The 19,789-nt window shown below is 34.2% G+C and carries 17 protein-coding genes; all 17 read left to right on the top strand.

Features of this window, described 5'->3' with window-relative positions; genetic code table 11:
* Nucleotide 1 precedes the first annotated feature (1 nt).
* The 17 genes from FTU65_RS07420 to galE all read left to right on the top strand — a co-directional run bounded on the left by FTU65_RS07420 (nt 2) and on the right by galE (nt 19,628).
* The gene (locus FTU65_RS07420) at nt 2–1,849 is read left to right on the top strand and encodes a nucleoside-diphosphate sugar epimerase/dehydratase (RefSeq protein ID WP_180066587.1); all 1,848 of its coding nucleotides are present in this window, start codon (nt 2–4) and stop codon (nt 1,847–1,849) included.
* A gap of 151 nt (nt 1,850–2,000) precedes the next feature.
* Nucleotides 2,001–3,263 carry an oligosaccharide flippase family protein gene (locus tag FTU65_RS07415; protein ID WP_180066585.1) on the top strand — a complete coding sequence of 421 codons (1,263 nt, stop codon included), beginning with the start codon at nt 2,001–2,003 and terminating at the stop codon, nt 3,261–3,263.
* Nucleotides 3,260–4,120 carry an ATP-grasp fold amidoligase family protein gene (locus FTU65_RS07410; RefSeq protein ID WP_180066583.1) on the top strand — a complete coding sequence of 287 codons (861 nt, stop codon included), beginning with the start codon at nt 3,260–3,262 and terminating at the stop codon, nt 4,118–4,120. The genes FTU65_RS07415 and FTU65_RS07410 overlap by 4 nt, the downstream gene beginning before the upstream one ends.
* Nucleotides 4,121–4,130: 10 nt before the next feature.
* Nucleotides 4,131–5,198, top strand: a complete 1,068-nt coding sequence (locus FTU65_RS07405; protein WP_180066581.1) for an NAD/NADP octopine/nopaline dehydrogenase family protein — start codon at nt 4,131–4,133, stop codon at nt 5,196–5,198.
* Between the two features lie 5 nt (nt 5,199–5,203).
* Nucleotides 5,204–6,370, top strand: coding sequence for a nucleotide sugar dehydrogenase (locus tag FTU65_RS07400; protein ID WP_180066579.1), 1,167 nt, complete (start codon nt 5,204–5,206; stop codon nt 6,368–6,370).
* 4 nt (nt 6,371–6,374) lie between these two features.
* A complete protein-coding gene (locus tag FTU65_RS07395; RefSeq protein WP_180066577.1) occupies nt 6,375–7,238 on the top strand; it encodes a glycosyltransferase in 864 nt (287 codons plus the stop codon).
* A complete protein-coding gene (locus FTU65_RS07390; protein WP_180066575.1) occupies nt 7,235–8,446 on the top strand; it encodes a hypothetical protein in 1,212 nt (403 codons plus the stop codon). Before FTU65_RS07395 ends, FTU65_RS07390 begins: the two co-directional genes overlap by 4 nt.
* Before the next feature lie 13 nt (nt 8,447–8,459).
* On the top strand, nt 8,460–9,590 hold the full coding sequence (locus FTU65_RS07385) for a glycosyltransferase (RefSeq protein WP_180066573.1): 1,131 nt from the start codon (nt 8,460–8,462) through the stop codon (nt 9,588–9,590).
* On the top strand, nt 9,583–10,617 hold the full coding sequence (locus FTU65_RS07380) for a polysaccharide biosynthesis protein (RefSeq protein ID WP_180066571.1): 1,035 nt from the start codon (nt 9,583–9,585) through the stop codon (nt 10,615–10,617). The genes FTU65_RS07385 and FTU65_RS07380 overlap by 8 nt, the downstream gene beginning before the upstream one ends.
* A gap of 1 nt (nt 10,618) precedes the next feature.
* On the top strand, nt 10,619–11,731 hold the full coding sequence (locus FTU65_RS07375; RefSeq protein ID WP_180066569.1) for an NAD-dependent epimerase/dehydratase family protein: 1,113 nt from the start codon (nt 10,619–10,621) through the stop codon (nt 11,729–11,731).
* Nucleotides 11,732–11,743: 12 nt separating this feature from the next.
* Entirely contained in the window at nt 11,744–12,874 is a 1,131-nt protein-coding gene (wecB, locus tag FTU65_RS07370; protein ID WP_180008005.1) for a non-hydrolyzing UDP-N-acetylglucosamine 2-epimerase, read from the top strand.
* A gap of 15 nt (nt 12,875–12,889) precedes the next feature.
* Nucleotides 12,890–14,074: a glycosyltransferase family 4 protein gene (locus FTU65_RS07365; RefSeq protein ID WP_180066567.1), complete on the top strand. Its 1,185-nt coding sequence runs from the start codon at nt 12,890–12,892 to the stop codon at nt 14,072–14,074.
* Between the two features lie 15 nt (nt 14,075–14,089).
* Nucleotides 14,090–14,710, top strand: coding sequence for a sugar transferase (locus tag FTU65_RS07360; RefSeq protein ID WP_180066565.1), 621 nt, complete (start codon nt 14,090–14,092; stop codon nt 14,708–14,710).
* 94 nt (nt 14,711–14,804) lie between these two features.
* Entirely contained in the window at nt 14,805–15,680 is an 876-nt protein-coding gene (galU, locus tag FTU65_RS07355) for a UTP--glucose-1-phosphate uridylyltransferase GalU (protein WP_180066563.1), read from the top strand.
* 12 nt (nt 15,681–15,692) lie between these two features.
* Nucleotides 15,693–16,946, top strand: a complete 1,254-nt coding sequence (locus FTU65_RS07350; RefSeq protein ID WP_180066561.1) for a nucleotide sugar dehydrogenase — start codon at nt 15,693–15,695, stop codon at nt 16,944–16,946.
* A gap of 5 nt (nt 16,947–16,951) precedes the next feature.
* Nucleotides 16,952–18,619 carry a glucose-6-phosphate isomerase gene (gene pgi / locus FTU65_RS07345; RefSeq protein ID WP_373886726.1) on the top strand — a complete coding sequence of 556 codons (1,668 nt, stop codon included), beginning with the start codon at nt 16,952–16,954 and terminating at the stop codon, nt 18,617–18,619.
* Nucleotides 18,612–19,628, top strand: coding sequence for a UDP-glucose 4-epimerase GalE (gene galE, locus FTU65_RS07340; protein WP_180066557.1), 1,017 nt, complete (start codon nt 18,612–18,614; stop codon nt 19,626–19,628). The genes pgi and galE overlap by 8 nt, the downstream gene beginning before the upstream one ends.
* Nucleotides 19,629–19,789: the final 161 nt, after the last annotated feature.

Raw genomic sequence — 19,789 nt, 5'->3', positions numbered from 1 at the left:
TGTGAAAGACTTTATCCGTTCTATAGCATCATTACCGCGTCGCCAAAAGCAAATTGTTTTGGTGCTGATGGATATCTGTGTTTTACCGTTGATGATGTGGCTGGCATATGCCATTCGTTTGGCGCGTCCGAATGTACAGGTCATGCAAGGCTTAGACGCTTGGTATATCTATGTCGGTATTTTCGGCATTGCAATTTTTGCTTTACTTGGGATTTACCGCGCAATTGTCCGTTCTTTTAATGAAGACTATTTACTGCGGATATTAATCGGGACATTTATACAAATTGTAGTGCTGTACAGCATTAAGAAACTGAATGTCGCATTTATTCCCATGAGTATTCCACTGATGTATGGCTTTATGCTGTTTTCATACATGTGGTGGAGCCGTGCTGTTATTCGCTACGCTACTCTTAAAACCTTTGCTAAAAAACAAAGCCGTAAACGTGTGGCGATTTATGGCGCAGGGCTGGCAGGTCAGCAAATTGCAGCAGCGCTAAACCGTTCAGATGATTATTTACCGGTGTGTTTTATCGATGATAAACGCTCTTTACAAGGGCAATCATTAAGCGGTTTAAAGATTTACTCACCGAAAAAAGCGCAAGCGAAACTTGGGAAATTCGGTATTGAGGAAGTTTTATTGGCAATGCCTTCTGTCGGTCGAACCCGTAAAAAAGAAATTATTGAGTCTTTTGATACGGCAGATGTCAAAATTATGGAACTGCCAGGGGTAACGCAACTGGTGGATGGTCAAGTGCAAGTCTCTGATATTCGTGAAGTGGATATTATTGATTTACTTGGCCGTGATCCTGTACCACCGAAACCTGAATTGTTAGAAAAAAATATTAAAAATAAAGTGGTCATGGTGACAGGGGCAGGAGGGTCGATTGGCTCTGAACTTTGCCGTCAGATCGTGAAACATCAGCCGAAATTGCTGGTGCTGTTTGAAATGTCTGAATTTGCTTTGTATTCGATAGACCGTGAATTGCAGGCATCTAATGTGTCTGTTGTACCTGTGCTTGGTTCTGTCACCAATCAGTCAAAACTGGAACGTATATTGCAACAGTATGCGGTACAGACCGTATATCATGCTGCGGCTTATAAACACGTACCACTTGTTGAAGCAAACCCATTTGAAGGTATTTATAATACCTCCATTGGCACACAGCGTAGTGTAGATGCAGCGGTGAATCAAAATGTTGAAACTTTTGTTTTAATTTCAACAGATAAAGCGGTACGTCCAACCAATGTCATGGGTGCCTCCAAACGTATGGCAGAATTGTATTGTCAGGGCCTAGCGTCGACGAATCCAAAAACGCAAATTAGTATTGTACGCTTTGGCAATGTACTTGGTTCGTCAGGTTCTGTTGTCCCTTTGTTTAAAAAGCAGATTGCTCAAGGCGGGCCTGTTACAGTAACGCACCCAGAAGTCACGCGTTATTTTATGACGATTCCTGAAGCAGCTCAGCTCGTGATTCAGGCAGGTGCGATGGGGACAGGCGGTGATGTATTTTTGCTGGATATGGGCGAGTCAGTTAAAATAGTAGACTTAGCTAAACAAATGATTCGTTTGAGTGGTTTTCGAGCAATCGATGAAAATGGGCTAGGTGATATTGAGATACAATTTACAGGTCTACGTCCGGGTGAAAAATTATATGAAGAGTTGTTAATTGATGCTGATAATGTGGAAAAAACAGGGCATGAGAGGATTTTAAAGTCTTTTGAGAAATTTTATAAACATAGTGAAATATCGAATGTTTATAATGAATTTAATGAGATCATGACCGATGAAAATAAAGCTCAACTTATGAGGATATTAAGAATTTATGTAGATGGATTTGTACATTCATAATGTTAAAAAACAACACTAAAACATGGGTTTTGTCAAAAAACAAAGACAACAAAGATGGTTTTTACTATAATGTGTGGAAATCTGTAAGTGAACTCTTACTAATTATATCTAAGTAGATGAGTTAGGCCATTAATAGGATTAGAAGTCTGAAATGCAAGTTTTTTCTAAAAAGATTTTTTCTAATTCCTTATGGATGATGCTTGAAAAAGTGATATCCATTTTTGGTTTAATTTTTGTGAATGCATTAATGGCCAAATATATTGGGCCTGAAAATTTTGGTAAATTGGCTTTCACCACTTCTATCTTTTTATTCGTACAGACTTTGGCATGGTTTGGTGCTCAAAATATTTTATTTAAAAGATTTAGCCAAAATGCTCAATCTGGATTGAAGCTAGCTATATCCACACAAAAAATGCGACAATTTTTTTGTGTGTTAGTGTCTGTAATCGCTCTTTTTTATTTATGGCTGTATACAGATCCGCTCACATTTATATTTGGTATAGGCAATTTTATAGCAAGCTATTTTGTAGTGAGTGATTTTTACACGACTTATAATAATAGTCAGTTAATATCCTATGTGAATGCTATATCAAACACCATTGGTTTAGCTGCAGCATTAATTTTAAGGTTTTTGCTGGTGTTTTTTGAAGCTGAGCCTTACACTATGGTTTATCCAATTGTTATAATTGCATTTATTCCATATTTACTCAGAAAAATTTATTACCATCAGAAAAACAAGAAAATTTATGTTGCACATACGCAAAAATATAATAAATATTTATTTTTAACGGGTAGTAGTTTAGTTTTTTCAACGCTTTCGATTGTATTTTATACACAAATTTCAAATATATTTTTAGCGAAGTTTGTATCATTTTCAGAATTAGCTATTTATAACGTGGCCATGACTTTAGGTGGAGCATGGGGTTTTGTAAATCTTGCTTTAATTACAAGTTTTTTTTCCAAAATTTATGAAGAAAGGCAATTTGAAGCTCAACAAAAGATTTTAAAGCAATTACATATTATTGTTCTTCTAATTTCAGGTTGTGCACTCTTAGGTGTATTTTGGTTAGGCGAATGGATCGTTGCATGGCTATATGGGGCTGAATATAGTCTATCGTCAAATTTACTTCCTTATATTGTTATTGGTACAGCATTGTCAGCACTGGGTACAATTAGTTATCGTTATATGATTGTATTTAATGCTTATAAATATTTAGCTATAAAAATGTTTATTATGGCTATTTTAAGTGTGTTAATGTCATATTTTTTAATTCTTCAATATGGTGTTTTTGGCGCAGTAATTTGTTTTGTAATGATTGAACTTATTTCGTTAACAATAGCGAATTATTTTTTTAAAAATTCAATTATTTTAAAAATGCATGCAAATATTCTATCGGGTAAGTTATTCAAATGAAATATCTCAGATTTTTATCATTAATCTCTCCAAAACTACATACAAAAATTCTTTTTTTATTTATTTTTAAAAGATGGTTGTTTTTGTCAAAGAGTAAAGTAAAAACATTGAATGAAAAAATTCAATGGCTTAAGTTTAATGAATACCATAAAAATATCTATACTAAATGTGCAGATAAATATTTAGTTAGAGAGTATGTTGCTGAAAAAGGTTGTTCAGAAATTCTAAATCCTTTGATTGCTAATTATAATAATTTTGAAGAAATTGACTTTGATAAATTGCCTGAAAAATTCGCATTAAAATGTAATCACGGTGCAGGCTTTAACATTATTGTTGAAGATAAAAATCAATTAGATCGAAAAAATATTAAGTTAAAACTTGATGACTGGATGAAAACCGATTTTTCATTGTTTAGTGCAGAGCCACACTATAAAAAAATTCCTAGAAAAATTATTTGCGAGGAGTTCTTAGTTAACGAATTGGGGCAATTTCCAGATGACTACAAGTTTTACTGTTTTGATGGAGTGCCGAAATATGTAATGCTTTGTCAAGGTCGTAAAAATGCAGAAACTAAATTTTATTACTTTGATATGGATTGGAATTTAGCTCCTTTAAGTAATGATTCTTTGGATGCAATTAATCAAAACATAAAAATAGAAAAACCAATTGCATTTGATGAGATGAAAAAATATGCATATAAGCTTTCATCAGACTTTAAATTCGTAAGAACTGATTTTTATCATGTAAATGGAAAAGTGATTTTTGGCGAGTTAACTTTCACACCATCAGCAGGATTAGATAGAGATAGGTTGAAAAAAACAGATTTACTTTTAGGTAATTTATTAAATTTAGGTTAAAGGAATATTTATGAATATTTTGATTATAGGTTCAGGGAATTGTGGTATTACATATGCTGCAGATTTAACATTGAAAGGTCATAAAGTTTCTTTGCTTAAAAGCTCGTCTAGAGATTTTGATGTTAAAACAAAATATATTATTGAAAATAATAATACTTTATTATATAAAGATGATGGTAAGTCAAAAAAAGTAAGTATATCTAAAATCACTAATTCATATGATGAAGCATTTTTGGAAGAAAGAGATATTATTATTATATGTTCTCAAACAAATTATCATGAGGAAATAGTAAAAAAAATAAAACCTTATATTGTTAATACTGATGTGGTTTATATCCAACCTGGATATGCATCAACTGCATATTTTATAAAAAATAATATACAATGCACAATTGTAGAAGCACAAAGTTCACCAATTGATTGTCGTGTTACAAGTAATGGTGAGGCTGAAGTGTTGTTTAAAAATGTTAGAAATCCTATAGGCATCTATCCAAAACAAAATTTAGATACTGCTAGAATAAAACTTGATCAATTGGATTTCAATTTTGTTTATCTCAAAAATATTTTTGAAGCTGCTTTACATAACCCTAATCTGATTGTACATACTATTGGTGCAATTATGAGTATTCCGAGAATCGAATATTCAAAGGGTGATTATTGGATGTATAAAGAGGTTTTTACCCCTAGTGTTTGGAACTTAGTAGAAAATTTAGACCAAGAAAAAAATAATGTACTTTTAAGTTTAGGACTTCCTATACTTAGTTATGTAGATGCATGTAAATACAGGAATTTCCATGATCTCACAATTGACTCCAAATCAGCTTTTTTTGATTATGCAATGAATCATTCTCCAAAAGGCCCTGATATTAGTAATTCTAGATATATTACTGAAGATGTATCACAGGGCTTAGTTTTACTAGAATCTTTAGGGAAATTGTTAAGCGTAGAGACACCATTAGTTACATCACTTATTAATTTAGCTAACTTCTCATTGAACAGAGATTTCCGTGTAGATGGTAGAACAGTTGAAAATTTGGGATTAACAGCCGAATTAATAAACCTTCTGGTAAAGGAATAAATATTTTGAAAATTACAGTCGTTGGAACAGGCTACGTAGGATTGTCAAATGCTGTTCTTTTTGCGAGGCAGTATCAAGTCATCAGTTTGGATATTAATTCTGCTCGTATTGATCTAATTAATCAGAAAAAGTCGCCCATAGCAGATGACTATATTGAACAAGCGTTAAGTGAGCAAAAGTTGACTTTAACCGCCACTTTAAATGCTGAGGAAGCATATAAAAATGCCGATTACATTATTGTTGCTACGCCAACCAATTATGATGCGGAAACGAATTATTTCGATACATCATCGATTGAAAGTGTGATCGCTCAAATTTTACCGATCAATAGCACGGCAACAATTATTATTAAATCCACAATTCCTGTGGGATATACTGCACAATTAAAAGAAAAATTTAAAACCAATCAAATTGTATTTGCACCAGAGTTCTTACGTGAAGGAAAGGCACTTTATGATAATTTGCATCCATCTCGAATTATTGTGGGTGAAAAATCTGAACGTGGTGAAAAGATTGCTCAACTTTATTTAGATGCAACAATCGAGAAAAATGCGCCAACACGTTGCATGGGGTCGACTGAAGCAGAAGCTGTAAAGTTATTTTCTAATACTTATTTAGCGATGCGTGTAGCTTATTTTAATGAGCTAGATACCTACTGTGAAAAAAATAATCTAAATACTTTGGATATAGTTCAAGGTGTATGCTTAGACTCTCGAATTGGTAATCATTACAATAATCCTTCATTTGGTTATGGTGGATACTGTTTACCAAAAGATACCAAACAACTTTTAGCAAACTATAAAGGCGTACCACAAAATTTAATCCAAGCAATTATTCATTCAAATCAAACACGTAAGCAATTCATTGTTAAAGAAATTTTAAGAAAACGTCCTAATGTCGTGGGTGTTTATCGTTTAACAATGAAAGCAGGTTCTGACAACTTTCGTGATTCAGCCATTCAAGACATTATGCGTGAATTAAAAGAATATAATGTTGAGGTTATTGTGTATGAACCAACATTGAATGTTGATAATTATGAAGGGTACTTAGTCCAAAATAATTTAAAAGATTTTCTAAATATTTCAGATGTGATTTTAGCGAATCGTATGAATGAGGATTTGAAAGAAGTGCAGTCTAAGTTATATACACGTGATTTGTTTGGTGAGAATTAAATAAATGCAAAATCAACCTTTAGTTACTGTATATATTCCTACGTTTAATCGAGTTGAGCTACTCAAACGCGCAGTGAAATCTGTACAGGATCAGACCTATCAAAATTTGGAAATTATCATTGTAGATGATTGTTCGACTGATGGAACACATGAATATTTAAAACAAGTTTCCAAAGAAGATAAACGTGTTAGATTTTTCTTGAAAGAAACAAACAGTGGGGCATGTGTTAGTCGCAATATTGCAATTGAAAATGCAAAAGGTGAATTTATAACAGGATTGGATGATGATGATTACTTTGATAAAAAAAGATTAGAATTATTTGTTAAGAATGGCCATAAAATCAATGGGGACTGTATGGGGCTGTGTACTTTATATTCGCTTCATTATGATTTTGGGATTAAAAAAAGTAATAAACTATTTAAAAGTAGAAAAATATATCAAAATGACTTATATGTAAGTAATGAAATTGGAAACCAAATTTTTACAAGAACAGAATTTCTTCAAAAAATTGAAGGATTTAATGAGAAACTATCTTGTTTACAGGATTTGGATTGTTGGATAAGATTATTAAAAAAAGGTTATATTTTAAGGGATTTTAATTTTACGTATTTTGTGGATTGTAGCCACGAAGGTTTTCGGATTACAGATTCTAAATTACAAAAATATTTAGAAAGTATAGCTATTATTTCTGATGAAAATAATTTGGAAGAAAAACATAGAGTGTATCTTAAAAATCAAACTATTAATAGAATCTTTGATTTTGATATTAAAATGAATATTGCAACACTAACTAATTATCCATCATTTATTTATTTTAAATTTATTGTAGTTCAATTTTTTAAAAAAACTATAGTGAGTTTAAGATGATTTTTATTTTTATTTTTATTTTTATTTTTATTTTTATTTTTTCATCTTTTTGTTTTAAAAAAAATGTTACGTATTTATTTCCTTTATTTTTTTCCTTTATTTTTTTGTATACATACTTAGGTGCTAATTATTTTGAATATGCTTATGATATACCATTTGCAGATCAAATGGCTTATGAGATTAATTTAAACGGTGTTGGTTTAGCATACTTAACAGCGATATTTGGGTTTATTTTTGGTATTGAATTAGCTAAGAAAAATTATGTTTGGGGTTCTAGCAAAAGACAAAAAATAGTTACTAAGAATTCATCATTTTTAGATAATTTCCATATGGAAATAAATAAAAAATATATATATTCGTCATTTTTCGTATCATTAATTTTAGTTATATTTACATTTAATGTTGAGCAATTGATATATAGGAATGGGTATATTATTGAAAATGTTAATAAGTTTTTAATTCTTTATAAATTAAGTTTAATTTTGGCAATCTTTCTTATTGCTTATATTGAAAAAAAAGTGATTCGAAATTTTTGTTTTTTCGTATTATTAATAGTTCCATTTTCATTGAATTCTAGAATATTTTCTTTGTGTATATTTTTATTTTATTTTGGGTTATATATTAAAAATGGTTTTAAACTTAATCTAAAATCAAAAATAATTTTTATATTTTTATTGTTATTTTCTTTCTTAACATCCCTAGGATTTCGAAGTAATGAAATGCAGGGTTTAATACCTAATATTATGGCTTTAAGTCAGCTTGGTAGCTACTTTGATATTTTCTTTAAGTCATTTAATTATGTTTCTAGTTTTTCAGTTTTCGCTAGTCAATATGCTATAGATTATGGCTATTCGGATATGAAAGCTTTTTATATTAGTATTAATCCTTTGCCAAGTAGTTTTTTGGATATAGATTATATTTATAATACTGCTTGGCTTAATGCTTATGCCCCAACCCCTGCTATTGCAATGAGTTATAATGCTGGGCCTTTATTTTGTTTTATATATTATTTTTTGTGTGGTTTTATTTTTACTTATATTTTTAAAAAAATGAATTTTGGTTTGTTTTACTCTTTTATGGTTTGTTTGTTCGTTTACTATGTTTTTTTAAATACCCAGTATATTATTAGGGAGGGAACTAGGTTGTTTTATTATTTTATTTTACTTTATTTTTTGTATAAGTTTTACCTTTCATTTAATAAACCTTAATTTGGAAATTTTAATGGCTAATATTTTAATTAATGCATCTAATCTTCATAATGGTGGCGGGGTGCAGGTAGCAAGTTCTTTTATTAATGAATTGTTGGAGATACCAAATGATTTAATAAAGAACTTTGATATCATTGTATCATCTGAAGTTGATAAAAATATTAATGAAAATGCCAGAGTTTTTTTTAAAAAATATACCGTTCATAATATTTATGGTTTAAAAAAATATAAAAAAAACAAAAAAATATTTGATTGTTATGATCTCGTTTTTACAATTTTTGGACCTTGTTATCATCCAGTAAAAGGAATAAAAGTGGTTGGTTTTGCTCAACCATGGATTATTTATCCAGATAATGAGTGTTATAGCATGTTATCAAATTTGGAAAAATTAAAATTTAAAATAAAATTTTTTATGCAGAAATATTTTTTTAAAAAATCAGATTTTTGTATTGTTGAATTGGAGCATGTTAAGCAACGTCTAATCGAACTAAATATTTTTAAAAATAGTCATATTGATGTTGTTTATAATACTGTATCAAATGTTTATTTCTCTCCTGAGAAGTGGGAAAAAATTAAAATTGTGCCTTCTAATAAAATTAAGATTGGTTTAATTAGTCGTGATTATTTTCATAAAAATACTAATATATTACCAAAGGTAAAAGAGATTTTAAAAAATAAATATAAACAAGATGTTGATTTTTATGTAACTTTTAATGAGGGAGAATGGGCTAATAAATCTTCGTATTTTCGAAAAAATGTCATAAATATCGGTCCACTTAAAGTTAATGAATGTCCAAGCTTCTATGACAAAATGGATGCAATTATATTTCCTAGTCTTTTAGAGTGTTTCTCCGCAACACCTTTAGAAGCAATGATCATGAAAAAACCTTTATTTGCTTCTAATAGAGGTTTTATAAAAGATGTTTGTTTAGACTTCGCATATTATTTCGAGCCTACAGATCCGGAAAGTTGCGCAGCTGTGATCAATGATTTTCTAAGAAAAACTAATAGTATTGAATTGGATATCAGATTAACAACCGCTCAAAAACACGCAGAAAATTTTTCTAGTGCAAGACAACGTGCGTTAAAATATATACAAGTTATCGAAAATTGTTTAAATAAGGAAAATCATCCGCATGTTTAAAAATAAAATTTTACTCATTACAGGTGGCACAGGTTCATTTGGTAATGCTGTTTTAAAACGCTTTTTACAAACGGATATTAAAGAAATTCGAATCTTTAGTCGTGATGAAAAAAAGCAAGATGATATGCGTAAAAAATATCAGTCATCTAAGCTGAAGTTCTATATTGGTGATGTACGTGATTATAATAGCGTATTAAATGCAACACGTGGTGTTGATTATATCTACCATGCAGCAGCACTTAAACAAGTTCCATCATGTGAATTCCACCCAATGGAAGCAGTGAAAACCAATGTACTCGGTACAGAAAATGTATTGGAAGCTGCGATCCAAAACCGTGTGAAACGTATTGTATGTTTAAGTACAGATAAAGCTGTTTATCCAATCAATGCAATGGGGATTTCCAAAGCAATGATGGAAAAAGTCATTGTGGCTAAATCACGTAATTTAGAAAATTTAGATACCACAATTTGCTGTACACGCTACGGCAACGTAATGGCATCTCGTGGTTCGGTTATTCCGTTATTTGTAGATCAAATCCGTCAAGGTAAATCACTCACCATTACCGATCCAAATATGACTCGTTTTATGATGACTTTGGATGATGCTGTTGATTTGGTTCTTTATGCTTTTGAACATGGCGAAAATGGCGATATCTTTGTACAGAAAGCACCTGCTGCTACTATTGAAGTTCTAGCACAATCATTAACACAGCTATTAAATGTACCAGAACATCCAATCGTTATTATGGGTACACGTCATGGTGAGAAAGCTTATGAAGCTTTGTTAAGCCGTGAAGAAATGGCAGTCGCATTTGATCAGGGTAATTACTTCCGTGTTCCTGCTGATCAGCGCGATCTAAATTATGCTAAGTATGTAGAAAATGGTGATTTAAAAATTAGCCAGCTTGAAGACTATAATTCGCATAATACAGAGCGCTTAGATGTAGAAGGCATGAAGAAGCTGCTGCTTAAACTTGAGTTTGTTCGTGCCTTAACGCAAGGTCAATATATTGATCCTGAGGCATAACATGAAAATTTTAGTTACAGGTGCAAATGGTTTTGTTGCTAAGAATTTAATTCAATTCTTAGCGGAAAAGCCAGAAGTTGAAGTATTGAAACTGTATCGAGATTCAACTGCTCAGCAATTAGAGCATATGGTTCTAGATGCAGATTGGATCGTACATTTAGCAGGTGTGAATCGCCCACAGCATGATTCAGAGTTCATTGAAGGTAATGTTTCACTTACAGAGTCAATTTGCAAAATTTTGCGTCAAAATCAGAAGCAGACACCTATCATCCTTTCGTCTTCTATTCAGGCTGAAAGAGACAATGTTTACGGTAAAAGTAAACTAGGTGGTGAGCAAGCACTTCATAAATTAAATCAGCAAAATGGCAATCCAATTTATATTTCCCGTATGGTTAATATTTTTGGTAAATGGTCAAAACCAAATTATAACTCAGCTGTTGCAACCTTTTGCTATAACATTGCCAATGATCTGCCAATACAAATCAATGACGAAAATGCGGCAATTCGTTTGGTGTATATAGATGATGTTGTAGAAACAATTTGGGACATTTTAAATCATAAATATCCAGCGAATGAATGCTTTGAAATTCAGCCTGAATATAGCATTACAGTTGGCAAGCTTGCTGATACTATTCGCGGCTTTAAAGCTTCAAGAGGAACATTGATTACAGATCATGTTGGGGTTGGTCTGACTCGAGCATTGTACTCAACGTATTTAAGTTTCTTAAAACCAGCTCAGTTTGATTATACTGTACCTAAATATGGTGATGAGCGTGGCGTTTTCGTAGAAATGCTGAAGACACCAGATGCAGGTCAATTTTCATATTTCACAGCACATCCGGGCATCACACGCGGTGGGCATTACCATCATACTAAAACTGAGAAATTCTTAGTAATTAAAGGTAAGGCATTATTTAAATTCAAGCATATTTCAACTGGTGAGTATTACGAGTTAGCAACTACGGGTGAAGAGCCCCGTATTGTGGAAACAGTACCGGGCTGGACGCATGATATTACCAATATCGGTGAAGATGAAATGGTCGTCATGCTTTGGGCAAATGAAATATTTGACCGTGCTAAACCAGATACTTTTGCAATGCCGCTTTCAAATTAAAGAGTTATTTTTGTGAAAAAATTAAAATTAATGACGGTTGTTGGAACACGTCCTGAAATTATTCGTTTATCACGTGTCATGGCAGTGTGTGATCAATATTTTGACCATATCATTGTCCACACTGGGCAGAATTATGATTATGAATTAAATGAAATTTTCTTTACTGATCTTGGTATACGCAAACCTGACTATTTTTTGAATGCAGCAGGTTTAACAGGTGCAGAAACCATTGGCAATGTGATTATTGCTGTAGATAAAGTATTGGAAGAGGTGCAGCCTGAAGCATTGCTAGTTTTAGGTGATACCAATAGCTGTACGGCTGTTATTCCAGCAAAACGTCGTAAGATTCCGACATTCCATATGGAAGCAGGAAACCGCTGCTTTGATATGCGTGTTCCAGAAGAAATTAATAGACGTATTGTCGACCATACCGCTGATATCAATTTGACCTATAGTACGATTGCGCGTGATTATCTGCTTGCCGAAGGTTTACCCGCTGATCTGGTGATTAAAACAGGCAGTCCGATGTTTGAGGTTTTAAACTTCTATAAACATAAAATTGAATCTTCAAATGTACTTGAGCAGCTTAATCTAACAGAGCATGAGTATTTTGTTGTCAGTGCTCATCGTGAAGAAAACATCAACTCTGATCAAAACTTTTTAGATTTGGTGGATATGCTGAATGCGGTGGCAGAACAATATAATTATCCAGTCATTGTTTCTACACATCCGCGAACTCGCAAACGAATCGAGCAAATGGGTGTTTCATTCCATCCATTAGTACAGTTATTAAAGCCACTTGGTTTCAGTGATTATAATAAACTGCAGCTGTCTGCAAAAGCGACGTTGTCGGATAGCGGAACAATCAATGAAGAGTCCTCAATTTTAAACTTCCCCGCCTTGAATTTGCGTCAAGCGCATGAACGCCCAGAAGGTATGGAAGAGGCTGCTGTGATGATGGTCGGTTTAACGGCTGAGCGTGTATTGCAAGGTTTGGCAATTATTGACAGCCAACCTCGTGACGAACAGCGCTTATTGCGTTTGGTTGCCGATTACAGCATGCCGAATGTAAGTGAAAAAGTGGCTCGTATTGTTCTGAGTTATACAGATTATGTTAATCGTGTGATTTGGAAAAAATACTAAGTGAAGCAGGTTGGCATGAAAAAAATTTTTTTGATTTCGGAATATATTCTTCCTACCCAAAATACAACAGGGTATTTATTCCATAAGTTGCATAAAAATTTAAAACAGCAGTATGGAGACAATCTGCAAATCCTTGTAAAGGAAGATCCTATACATAAGATTGAAGATGCCATTTTAGTTGCTGATGTCAACCTGAATAAGAAAAAACTCATCCAACGGTTGTTTTTTGAGTTGGTGATTTCACTTAAATTTCTCATCAAAATCTTACAACATGTTGGAAAGGGAGAGGTTGTCTTTACGGGGACGACCCCTATTTTTTTATTACCAGTCATTTATATTGCTAAAAAGATAAAAAAATTTAAATGGATTTTGCTTGTACATGATGTTTTTCCAGAAAATCTTATAGCGGCTAAGGTTCTAAAGCGGAATAATTTTTTTTACAAAGTACTAAAGTTCTTCTTTGATAAATTTTATGCTGAAGCTGATAAACGTATCGTTATCGGTAAAGATATGAAAGATTTGATAGATGAAAAGGTTTCCATTTCAGATTCGATTATTATTCAAAATTGGATCGACCACCATGACATTGAAGTCCAAGAAAAAAATCAAAATAATATTTTAAATACTTTGGGCTGGCAAAGTGAGGGACCTATTTTTTATTTTTTTGGTAATATTGGACGTGTCCAAGGAATTAAAAACATAATTCAGGCTTTAGAAATGATACCAGCTGGCCAAAGGCCTAAAGTATTATTCATTGGTGGTGGTGCATATGAAAATGAGCTTAAAAGTCAAATAGCGCAACTCAATGATCTAAATATTCAATATATTGGCAGCTTAGATCCATCAAAAAAATCAGATGGTTTAAATGCAGGAGATATTGCAATTGTAACACTTGCTGAAGGCATGTATGGTTTAGGTGTACCAAGTAAAGCATATTATTCTATGGCTGCTGATAAGCCTATATTGGCAATCATGGAAGATAAAACAGAAATCGTAGAAATGATTGATCAGCACTCAATTGGTTGGGCGGTATCTGCGGGAAATCCTGAAGCATTAGCACAATTATTTTTAGACATCAGCCAAAATTTTAATACAAAAAGTTTAGATTCTTCGCGTAGAGTTTTAATAGAAAAATATTCAGAACAAATTGCGATGAAAAAAATTGTTAGCGTCATTGAAGAAGTCCGTTTAGGTAAATAGGAATTTAGCTTTATTATGAAACGACTTATAGATATTGTTATTGCAACTACAGCACTAATTTTACTTTCTCCCATTTTTATTTTGGTCGCATATAAAGTAAGCAAAAATCTAGGCTCTCCAGTATTTTTTCTACAAGACCGTCCAGGTAAAGATGGCAAACTTTTTAAAATGATTAAGTTTCGTTCAATGAAAGATGCTTTTGATAAAAATGGAAATCCATTGCCAGATGATCAGCGAATTACAACATTTGGGCATAAATTACGAGCAACAACTTTAGATGAAATGCCACAACTGTTAAATGTGCTAAAAGGTGACATGAGTATTGTAGGGCCACGTCCACAAATGAAAGATTTTCTAGAACACTACACCGCTGAGCAAATGCGACGACATGAAGTGAAGCCCGGTATGACAGGACTCGCTCAAGTCAGTGGACGTAATAATCTCTCATGGGAAGAAAAATTTGAGTTAGATGTACAATATGTCGATACTCATACGATATGGCTTGATTTTAAAATTATGTTTAAAACAGTTGAAGTCATGTTAAAGAAAGAAGGCATTAATGCTCCAGACCAAGAAGTTGGTGCAAGTCGTTTTTCAAGCAATCAAAAAACGAAGTCTGAATCCTCAACTCATTAATAATTTAATTTCATGTCTTCTGATAATTTTATCTATATCAGTCGATATAAAATTAAGTTACAGCTGATGTATTTTTTATTATTGGGCAATGTTTATGATCAAAAAAGCCATTCTCCCTGTTGCCGGTTTAGGTACACGTTTTTTACCTGCGAGTAAATCCATTCCTAAAGAAATGGTCACAGTGGTAGACCGCCCAGCCATCGAATATGTGGTGAAAGAAGCAGTTGCTGCTGGCATTGAGCAAATTATTTTAGTGACACATTCTTCCAAAGCATCGATTGAAAATTACTTTGACCGCAGTTTTGAGCTGGAAACCACCTTAGAACATAAAAAGAAATTTGATTTACTCAAAGAAATCACTGAAATTTTGCCGCGACATGTCAGTGTGATTAGCGTACGTCAACCTCAGCCACTTGGTTTAGGTCATGCTGTACTGTGTGCCAAAGCTGTTGTGGGAGATGATGATTTTGCGGTACTTTTACCCGATGTATTAGTCAAAGATTCATCAGAGCGTAATGATTTAAGTTTAATGATTCAACGTTTTGATGAAACCCATGCATCCCAAATTATGGTGGAAGCTGTACCTGATCATCTAGTGGATCAATATGGAATTGTGGATGTAGCTTCTACACCTGCCGAAGGGCATAGCATTCAAATGCAAGGTATCGTGGAAAAACCCGCCGTCGGCACTGCGCCATCAAATTTATCGGTAGTGGGTCGCTATATTTTACCAGCCAAAATTATGCAACTTTTAGAGCAAACGCCTAAAGGGGCAGGTAATGAGATTCAGCTGACCGATGCAATTGCAGCTTTGCAAGCGACCGATACAGTGGAAGCCTATCGGATGAAAGGTCAAACTTTTGATTGCGGCAGTAAATTGGGCTATCTCAAAGCAGTTTTACATTATGGCGTAGACCATCCAAAATTAGGTGAGGAATTTAAAGCACTGATCAAAGAGCTAAAACTATAAAAAGAGATTGATATGAAGGTTGCAGTATTTGGACAAACACTCTTTTCAGGTGTATTTGCTGCTTTGCTAGCAGAATGCGGTCATCACGTTTTTTGGTATGAGCCACTGAAAACGTATGAAAGCGAACAAATGTATATACAAGATGAAGCTGTAAAAAATCTACTGAATAAACAACAAAGTAGTTCCTTAAAATACTGCGACTTTAATAATATTCCATTAGACGCAGATGCCTATTTCTTCAGTTTTAACCCTGCCGAAGAAAAGCAATGTATTGAAATTCTTCAAAACATCAAACAACGTCCCATTATTCACCCCAAACTAATGATCAATGCGTCTACTTTAGGACTGCATGGTACAGAAAAGTTTGTAAAAATTTTGCATGAAGATGAGTGGGTGTATTTACCCGACATGATTCAGGAAGGAAATGCTTTACAAAGTTTTGCCCAAGCCAAGCAGTTGATTGTTGGGTCTGCATCAGATGCTGCTCAAATTAAAATTAAGGAACTCTTACGCCCTTTATTTCCACGTCAGCAGCAATATTTATTTATGCCTATTTTAGATGCTGAATTTACCAAGTTGAGTATCTCCGGCATGTTGGCGACACGGATTAGCTATATCAATGACTTGGCAATGGTTGCTGAGAAATTAGGCATTGATATTGAGTCAGTTCGTCAGGGGATGGCTGCGGATAATCGTATTGGGGGATCTTATCTCTATCCGGGGGCAGGTTTTGGTGGAGAAAACTTTTCACATGATATTCAGACCCTAACGCATACGGTGTCAGGTGTTGGTGCAAATAGTCAATTACTTGCTCAAGTTTGGGAAATTAATGAGCAGCAAAAAGAAGTTTTATTCCGCAAATTATGGAATTATTATCATGGTGATTTAAAAGGGAAAACTGTTGCAATATGGGGCGCTGCATTTAAAGAAAAAACGTCCAGTACGCGACAATCTCCTATTCATGCCATGTTGGCAGCACTATGGGCTCAAGGTGTAAAAGTTAAATTACACGACCCTCAAGCCTTGGAAGAAATTAAAAAAATATATGGTGAGCGACCTGATCTTATATATTGCATAGAGCAATATGAGGCAGTGCAAGATGCACATGCTTTGTGTTTATTGACTGCATGGAAACAATATTGGAGTCCAAATTATACCGAATTGCTTAAAACCATGCAGCATCCGCTTATTTTGGATGGGCGCAATATTTATGATCCAGCATATGTGAAGTCTCAAGGTTTTGCATATATGGGGGTAGGACGTTAATGGCTATGAAAACTCAACCCTATACGGTCGAACATTTAGATTCAGTTTTAGGCAGTCTTCATAGTTTGAAAACTGAATTTGAAAATAAGCATTTAACAGAACTCTTTGCTGAAGACCCTCAGCGATTCGAAAAATTCTCTGTAACTTTAGAGCCGGTGGTTTTTGATTTTAGTAAACATAGAGTCAATCAGCCCGTTGTCAAAAATCTAGTCCAGTGGGCACAGACACAAGATTTAACGTCGTGGATAAAGCGTTTATTTTCTACTGAAGAAATTAACTATACCGAACAGCGTGCAGCCATGCATTGGGCGCTACGGTTACCTAAAGATGATCAGTCTCATCCTGAATTAGCAGAACAAGTGCATACACAACTTGAGCGTATGTATGCTTTGGTAGAAAAAATTCATGCCGGCCAATGCCGCGGTGCAACGGGTGAAGTCATTCAAGACGTGGTGAATATTGGGGTCGGAGGGTCAGACTTAGGACCACTGATGGTCAGTCATGCCTTATCTGATTTCAAAAAATCCACACATAAGCCACTCGATGTACATTTTGTTTCGACCATTGATGGTAGTCAGCTTTCAGATTTATTGCATCAACTTCGCCCCGAAACCACGCTATTTATTATTTCTTCAAAATCGTTCGGGACCATTGATACCTTATCCAATGCGCAAACAGTGCGTTTATGGCTCGAAAAAGCACTTGGACAAGAATCACAAATTTTAAAGCATCATTTTATTGGCGTATCTACCAAAGCAGATAAAATGACAGAATGGGGTATTGCAGCCGAAAACCAATTTTTGCTCTGGGATTGGGTAGGCGGTCGTTATTCACTTTGGTCATGTATTGGTTTACCGATTGCACTGACAATTGGTGTTGATGGCTTTAAACAACTGTTAGCTGGCGCATATGCAGTAGACCAGCATTTTCAGACGGCACCTTTCGAACAAAATATTCCTGTATTAATGGGCTTATTGGGTGCGTGGAATAATAATTTCCTTGATATTCAGACTCATGCAGTACTGCCCTATGATGGGCGTTTGAAATATTTCGCCTCTTATTTGCAGCAGTTGGAAATGGAGTCGAATGGTAAATCGATTCAGCGTAATGGTCGAAAAGTGGACTGGGATACTTGCCCGATTATATGGGGCGAAGTGGGACCAAATGCGCAGCATGCTTTTTATCAATTGCTGCATCAAGGCAGTCAAGCAGTGAGTTGTGATTTCATTGCGCCAGTGCAGCGTTATCAGGCCCAACAATTTACCTATGTCGATAATGCAGAGGCGCTGGTGGCACAGCATCATTTGGCCTTATCCAATTGTTTGGCTCAATCGCGCTTGCTGGCATTTGGTAATCAGGCTTTGGATCAACAAGAAGTACAAGATTTGCCGGAATATAAACAATATGAAGGCAATCAACCAAGTTCAACCATTTTATTGCAAGAGCTAAATCCATATAGTTTGGGCATGTTGATCGCAATGTATGAACATAAAGTTTTTGTACAGTCCGTGCTTTGGAACATTAACCCGTTTGATCAATGGGGTGTAGAGAAAGGCAAAGAAATTGCCAATCAGCTACTTCCAATATTAAATGGTGATCGAAAGGATATTTCGGATTTAGATGGCTCAACGCAAGGCTTACTACACATATTATTAGGAAAAACCAATGGCTAAAATTTTAGTAACAGGTGGTGCAGGTTATATTGGTTCACATACTTGTATTCAACTTTTGAGCGCAGGGCATGAGGTTGTTGTACTGGATAATTTGTCCAACAGTTCTGTCGAATCTTTAGCACGTGTTCAAGCGTTGGCAGCTAAAAAATTAGATTTTGTTGAAGGTGATATTCTCGATCAGCAAATTTTAGATCAAATTTTTCAGCATCATTCTATTGATGCAGTGATTCACTTTGCAGGCTTAAAAGCTGTGGGTGAAAGCCAAAAAGAGCCACTAAAATATTTTGAAAATAATATCTCAGGTTCTATTAGCTTAGTTAAAGCGATGGAGCGTGCTCAAGTCTTTAAGTTGGTCTTTAGTTCATCGGCAACAGTCTATGATGAAGCCAATATTTCACCCTTGAATGAAACCATGCCTACAGGTATGCCAAGTAATAACTATGGCTATACCAAACTGATTGTCGAGCAATTACTAGAGAAATTATCGGCTGCAGATGAGCGCTGGTCAATTGCATTGCTGCGTTATTTTAACCCTGTAGGGGCACATCAAAGTGGTCAAATGGGTGAAGACCCACAAGGGATACCCAATAATTTGATGCCTTATGTCACACAGGTGGCAGTCGGCCGTCGTGATAAGTTGTCAATTTTTGGCAATGATTATGACACGGTAGATGGTACAGGTGTGCGTGATTATATTCATGTAGTTGATTTGGCCAATGCACATTTATGCGCATTGAATCATCGTTTAAAAACGCAAGGATGCCGCGCTTGGAATATTGGTACAGGCAATGGGATTTCAGTAAAACAAATTCGAGATACTTTTGAGAGGGTAAATGGTGTTGAGATACCATTTGAATATGTACCTCGTCGAGAAGGTGATGTTGCTACTTCATTTGCTGATAATGCCCGTGCTGTCGCAGAGTTAGATTGGCAGCCTCAATATGGTTTAGAAGATATGTTGAAGGATAGCTGGAACTGGCAAAAGCAAAATCCAAATGGTTATAACTAATATTAAAATTTAGTATGTAAATTCATTAAAGACAGTATGGCAAATTTTGTATTTGCCATACTTCTCACTATTTAACTTAAGTATTGAATCATGTATGGATTGTGCAAAAATGATGATAGATCTTATCTTTTATTTGAAAAAAATCGTTATCATATGTGAAA

This window comes from Acinetobacter sp. YH12129 (assembly GCF_013418685.1).
Lineage (GTDB): Bacteria > Pseudomonadota > Gammaproteobacteria > Pseudomonadales > Moraxellaceae > Acinetobacter > Acinetobacter amyesii.
The sequence above is the reverse complement of the archived record's forward strand: the minus strand, read 5'-3'. Positions and strand labels throughout refer to the sequence as shown.

Coding starts and splice junctions, on each gene's coding strand:
- FTU65_RS07415 (WP_180066585.1), top strand. CDS start 2,001: ATGCAAGTTTTTTCTAAAAAGATTTTTTCTAATTCCTTATGGATGATG.
- FTU65_RS07410 (WP_180066583.1), top strand. CDS start 3,260: ATGAAATATCTCAGATTTTTATCATTAATCTCTCCAAAACTACATACA.
- FTU65_RS07405 (WP_180066581.1), top strand. CDS start 4,131: ATGAATATTTTGATTATAGGTTCAGGGAATTGTGGTATTACATATGCT.
- FTU65_RS07395 (WP_180066577.1), top strand. CDS start 6,375: ATGCAAAATCAACCTTTAGTTACTGTATATATTCCTACGTTTAATCGA.
- FTU65_RS07390 (WP_180066575.1), top strand. CDS start 7,235: ATGATTTTTATTTTTATTTTTATTTTTATTTTTATTTTTATTTTTTCA.
- FTU65_RS07385 (WP_180066573.1), top strand. CDS start 8,460: ATGGCTAATATTTTAATTAATGCATCTAATCTTCATAATGGTGGCGGG.
- FTU65_RS07380 (WP_180066571.1), top strand. CDS start 9,583: ATGTTTAAAAATAAAATTTTACTCATTACAGGTGGCACAGGTTCATTT.
- FTU65_RS07375 (WP_180066569.1), top strand. CDS start 10,619: ATGAAAATTTTAGTTACAGGTGCAAATGGTTTTGTTGCTAAGAATTTA.
- FTU65_RS07365 (WP_180066567.1), top strand. CDS start 12,890: ATGAAAAAAATTTTTTTGATTTCGGAATATATTCTTCCTACCCAAAAT.
- FTU65_RS07360 (WP_180066565.1), top strand. CDS start 14,090: ATGAAACGACTTATAGATATTGTTATTGCAACTACAGCACTAATTTTA.
- galU (WP_180066563.1), top strand. CDS start 14,805: ATGATCAAAAAAGCCATTCTCCCTGTTGCCGGTTTAGGTACACGTTTT.
- FTU65_RS07350 (WP_180066561.1), top strand. CDS start 15,693: ATGAAGGTTGCAGTATTTGGACAAACACTCTTTTCAGGTGTATTTGCT.
- pgi (WP_373886726.1), top strand. CDS start 16,952: ATGAAAACTCAACCCTATACGGTCGAACATTTAGATTCAGTTTTAGGC.
- galE (WP_180066557.1), top strand. CDS start 18,612: ATGGCTAAAATTTTAGTAACAGGTGGTGCAGGTTATATTGGTTCACAT.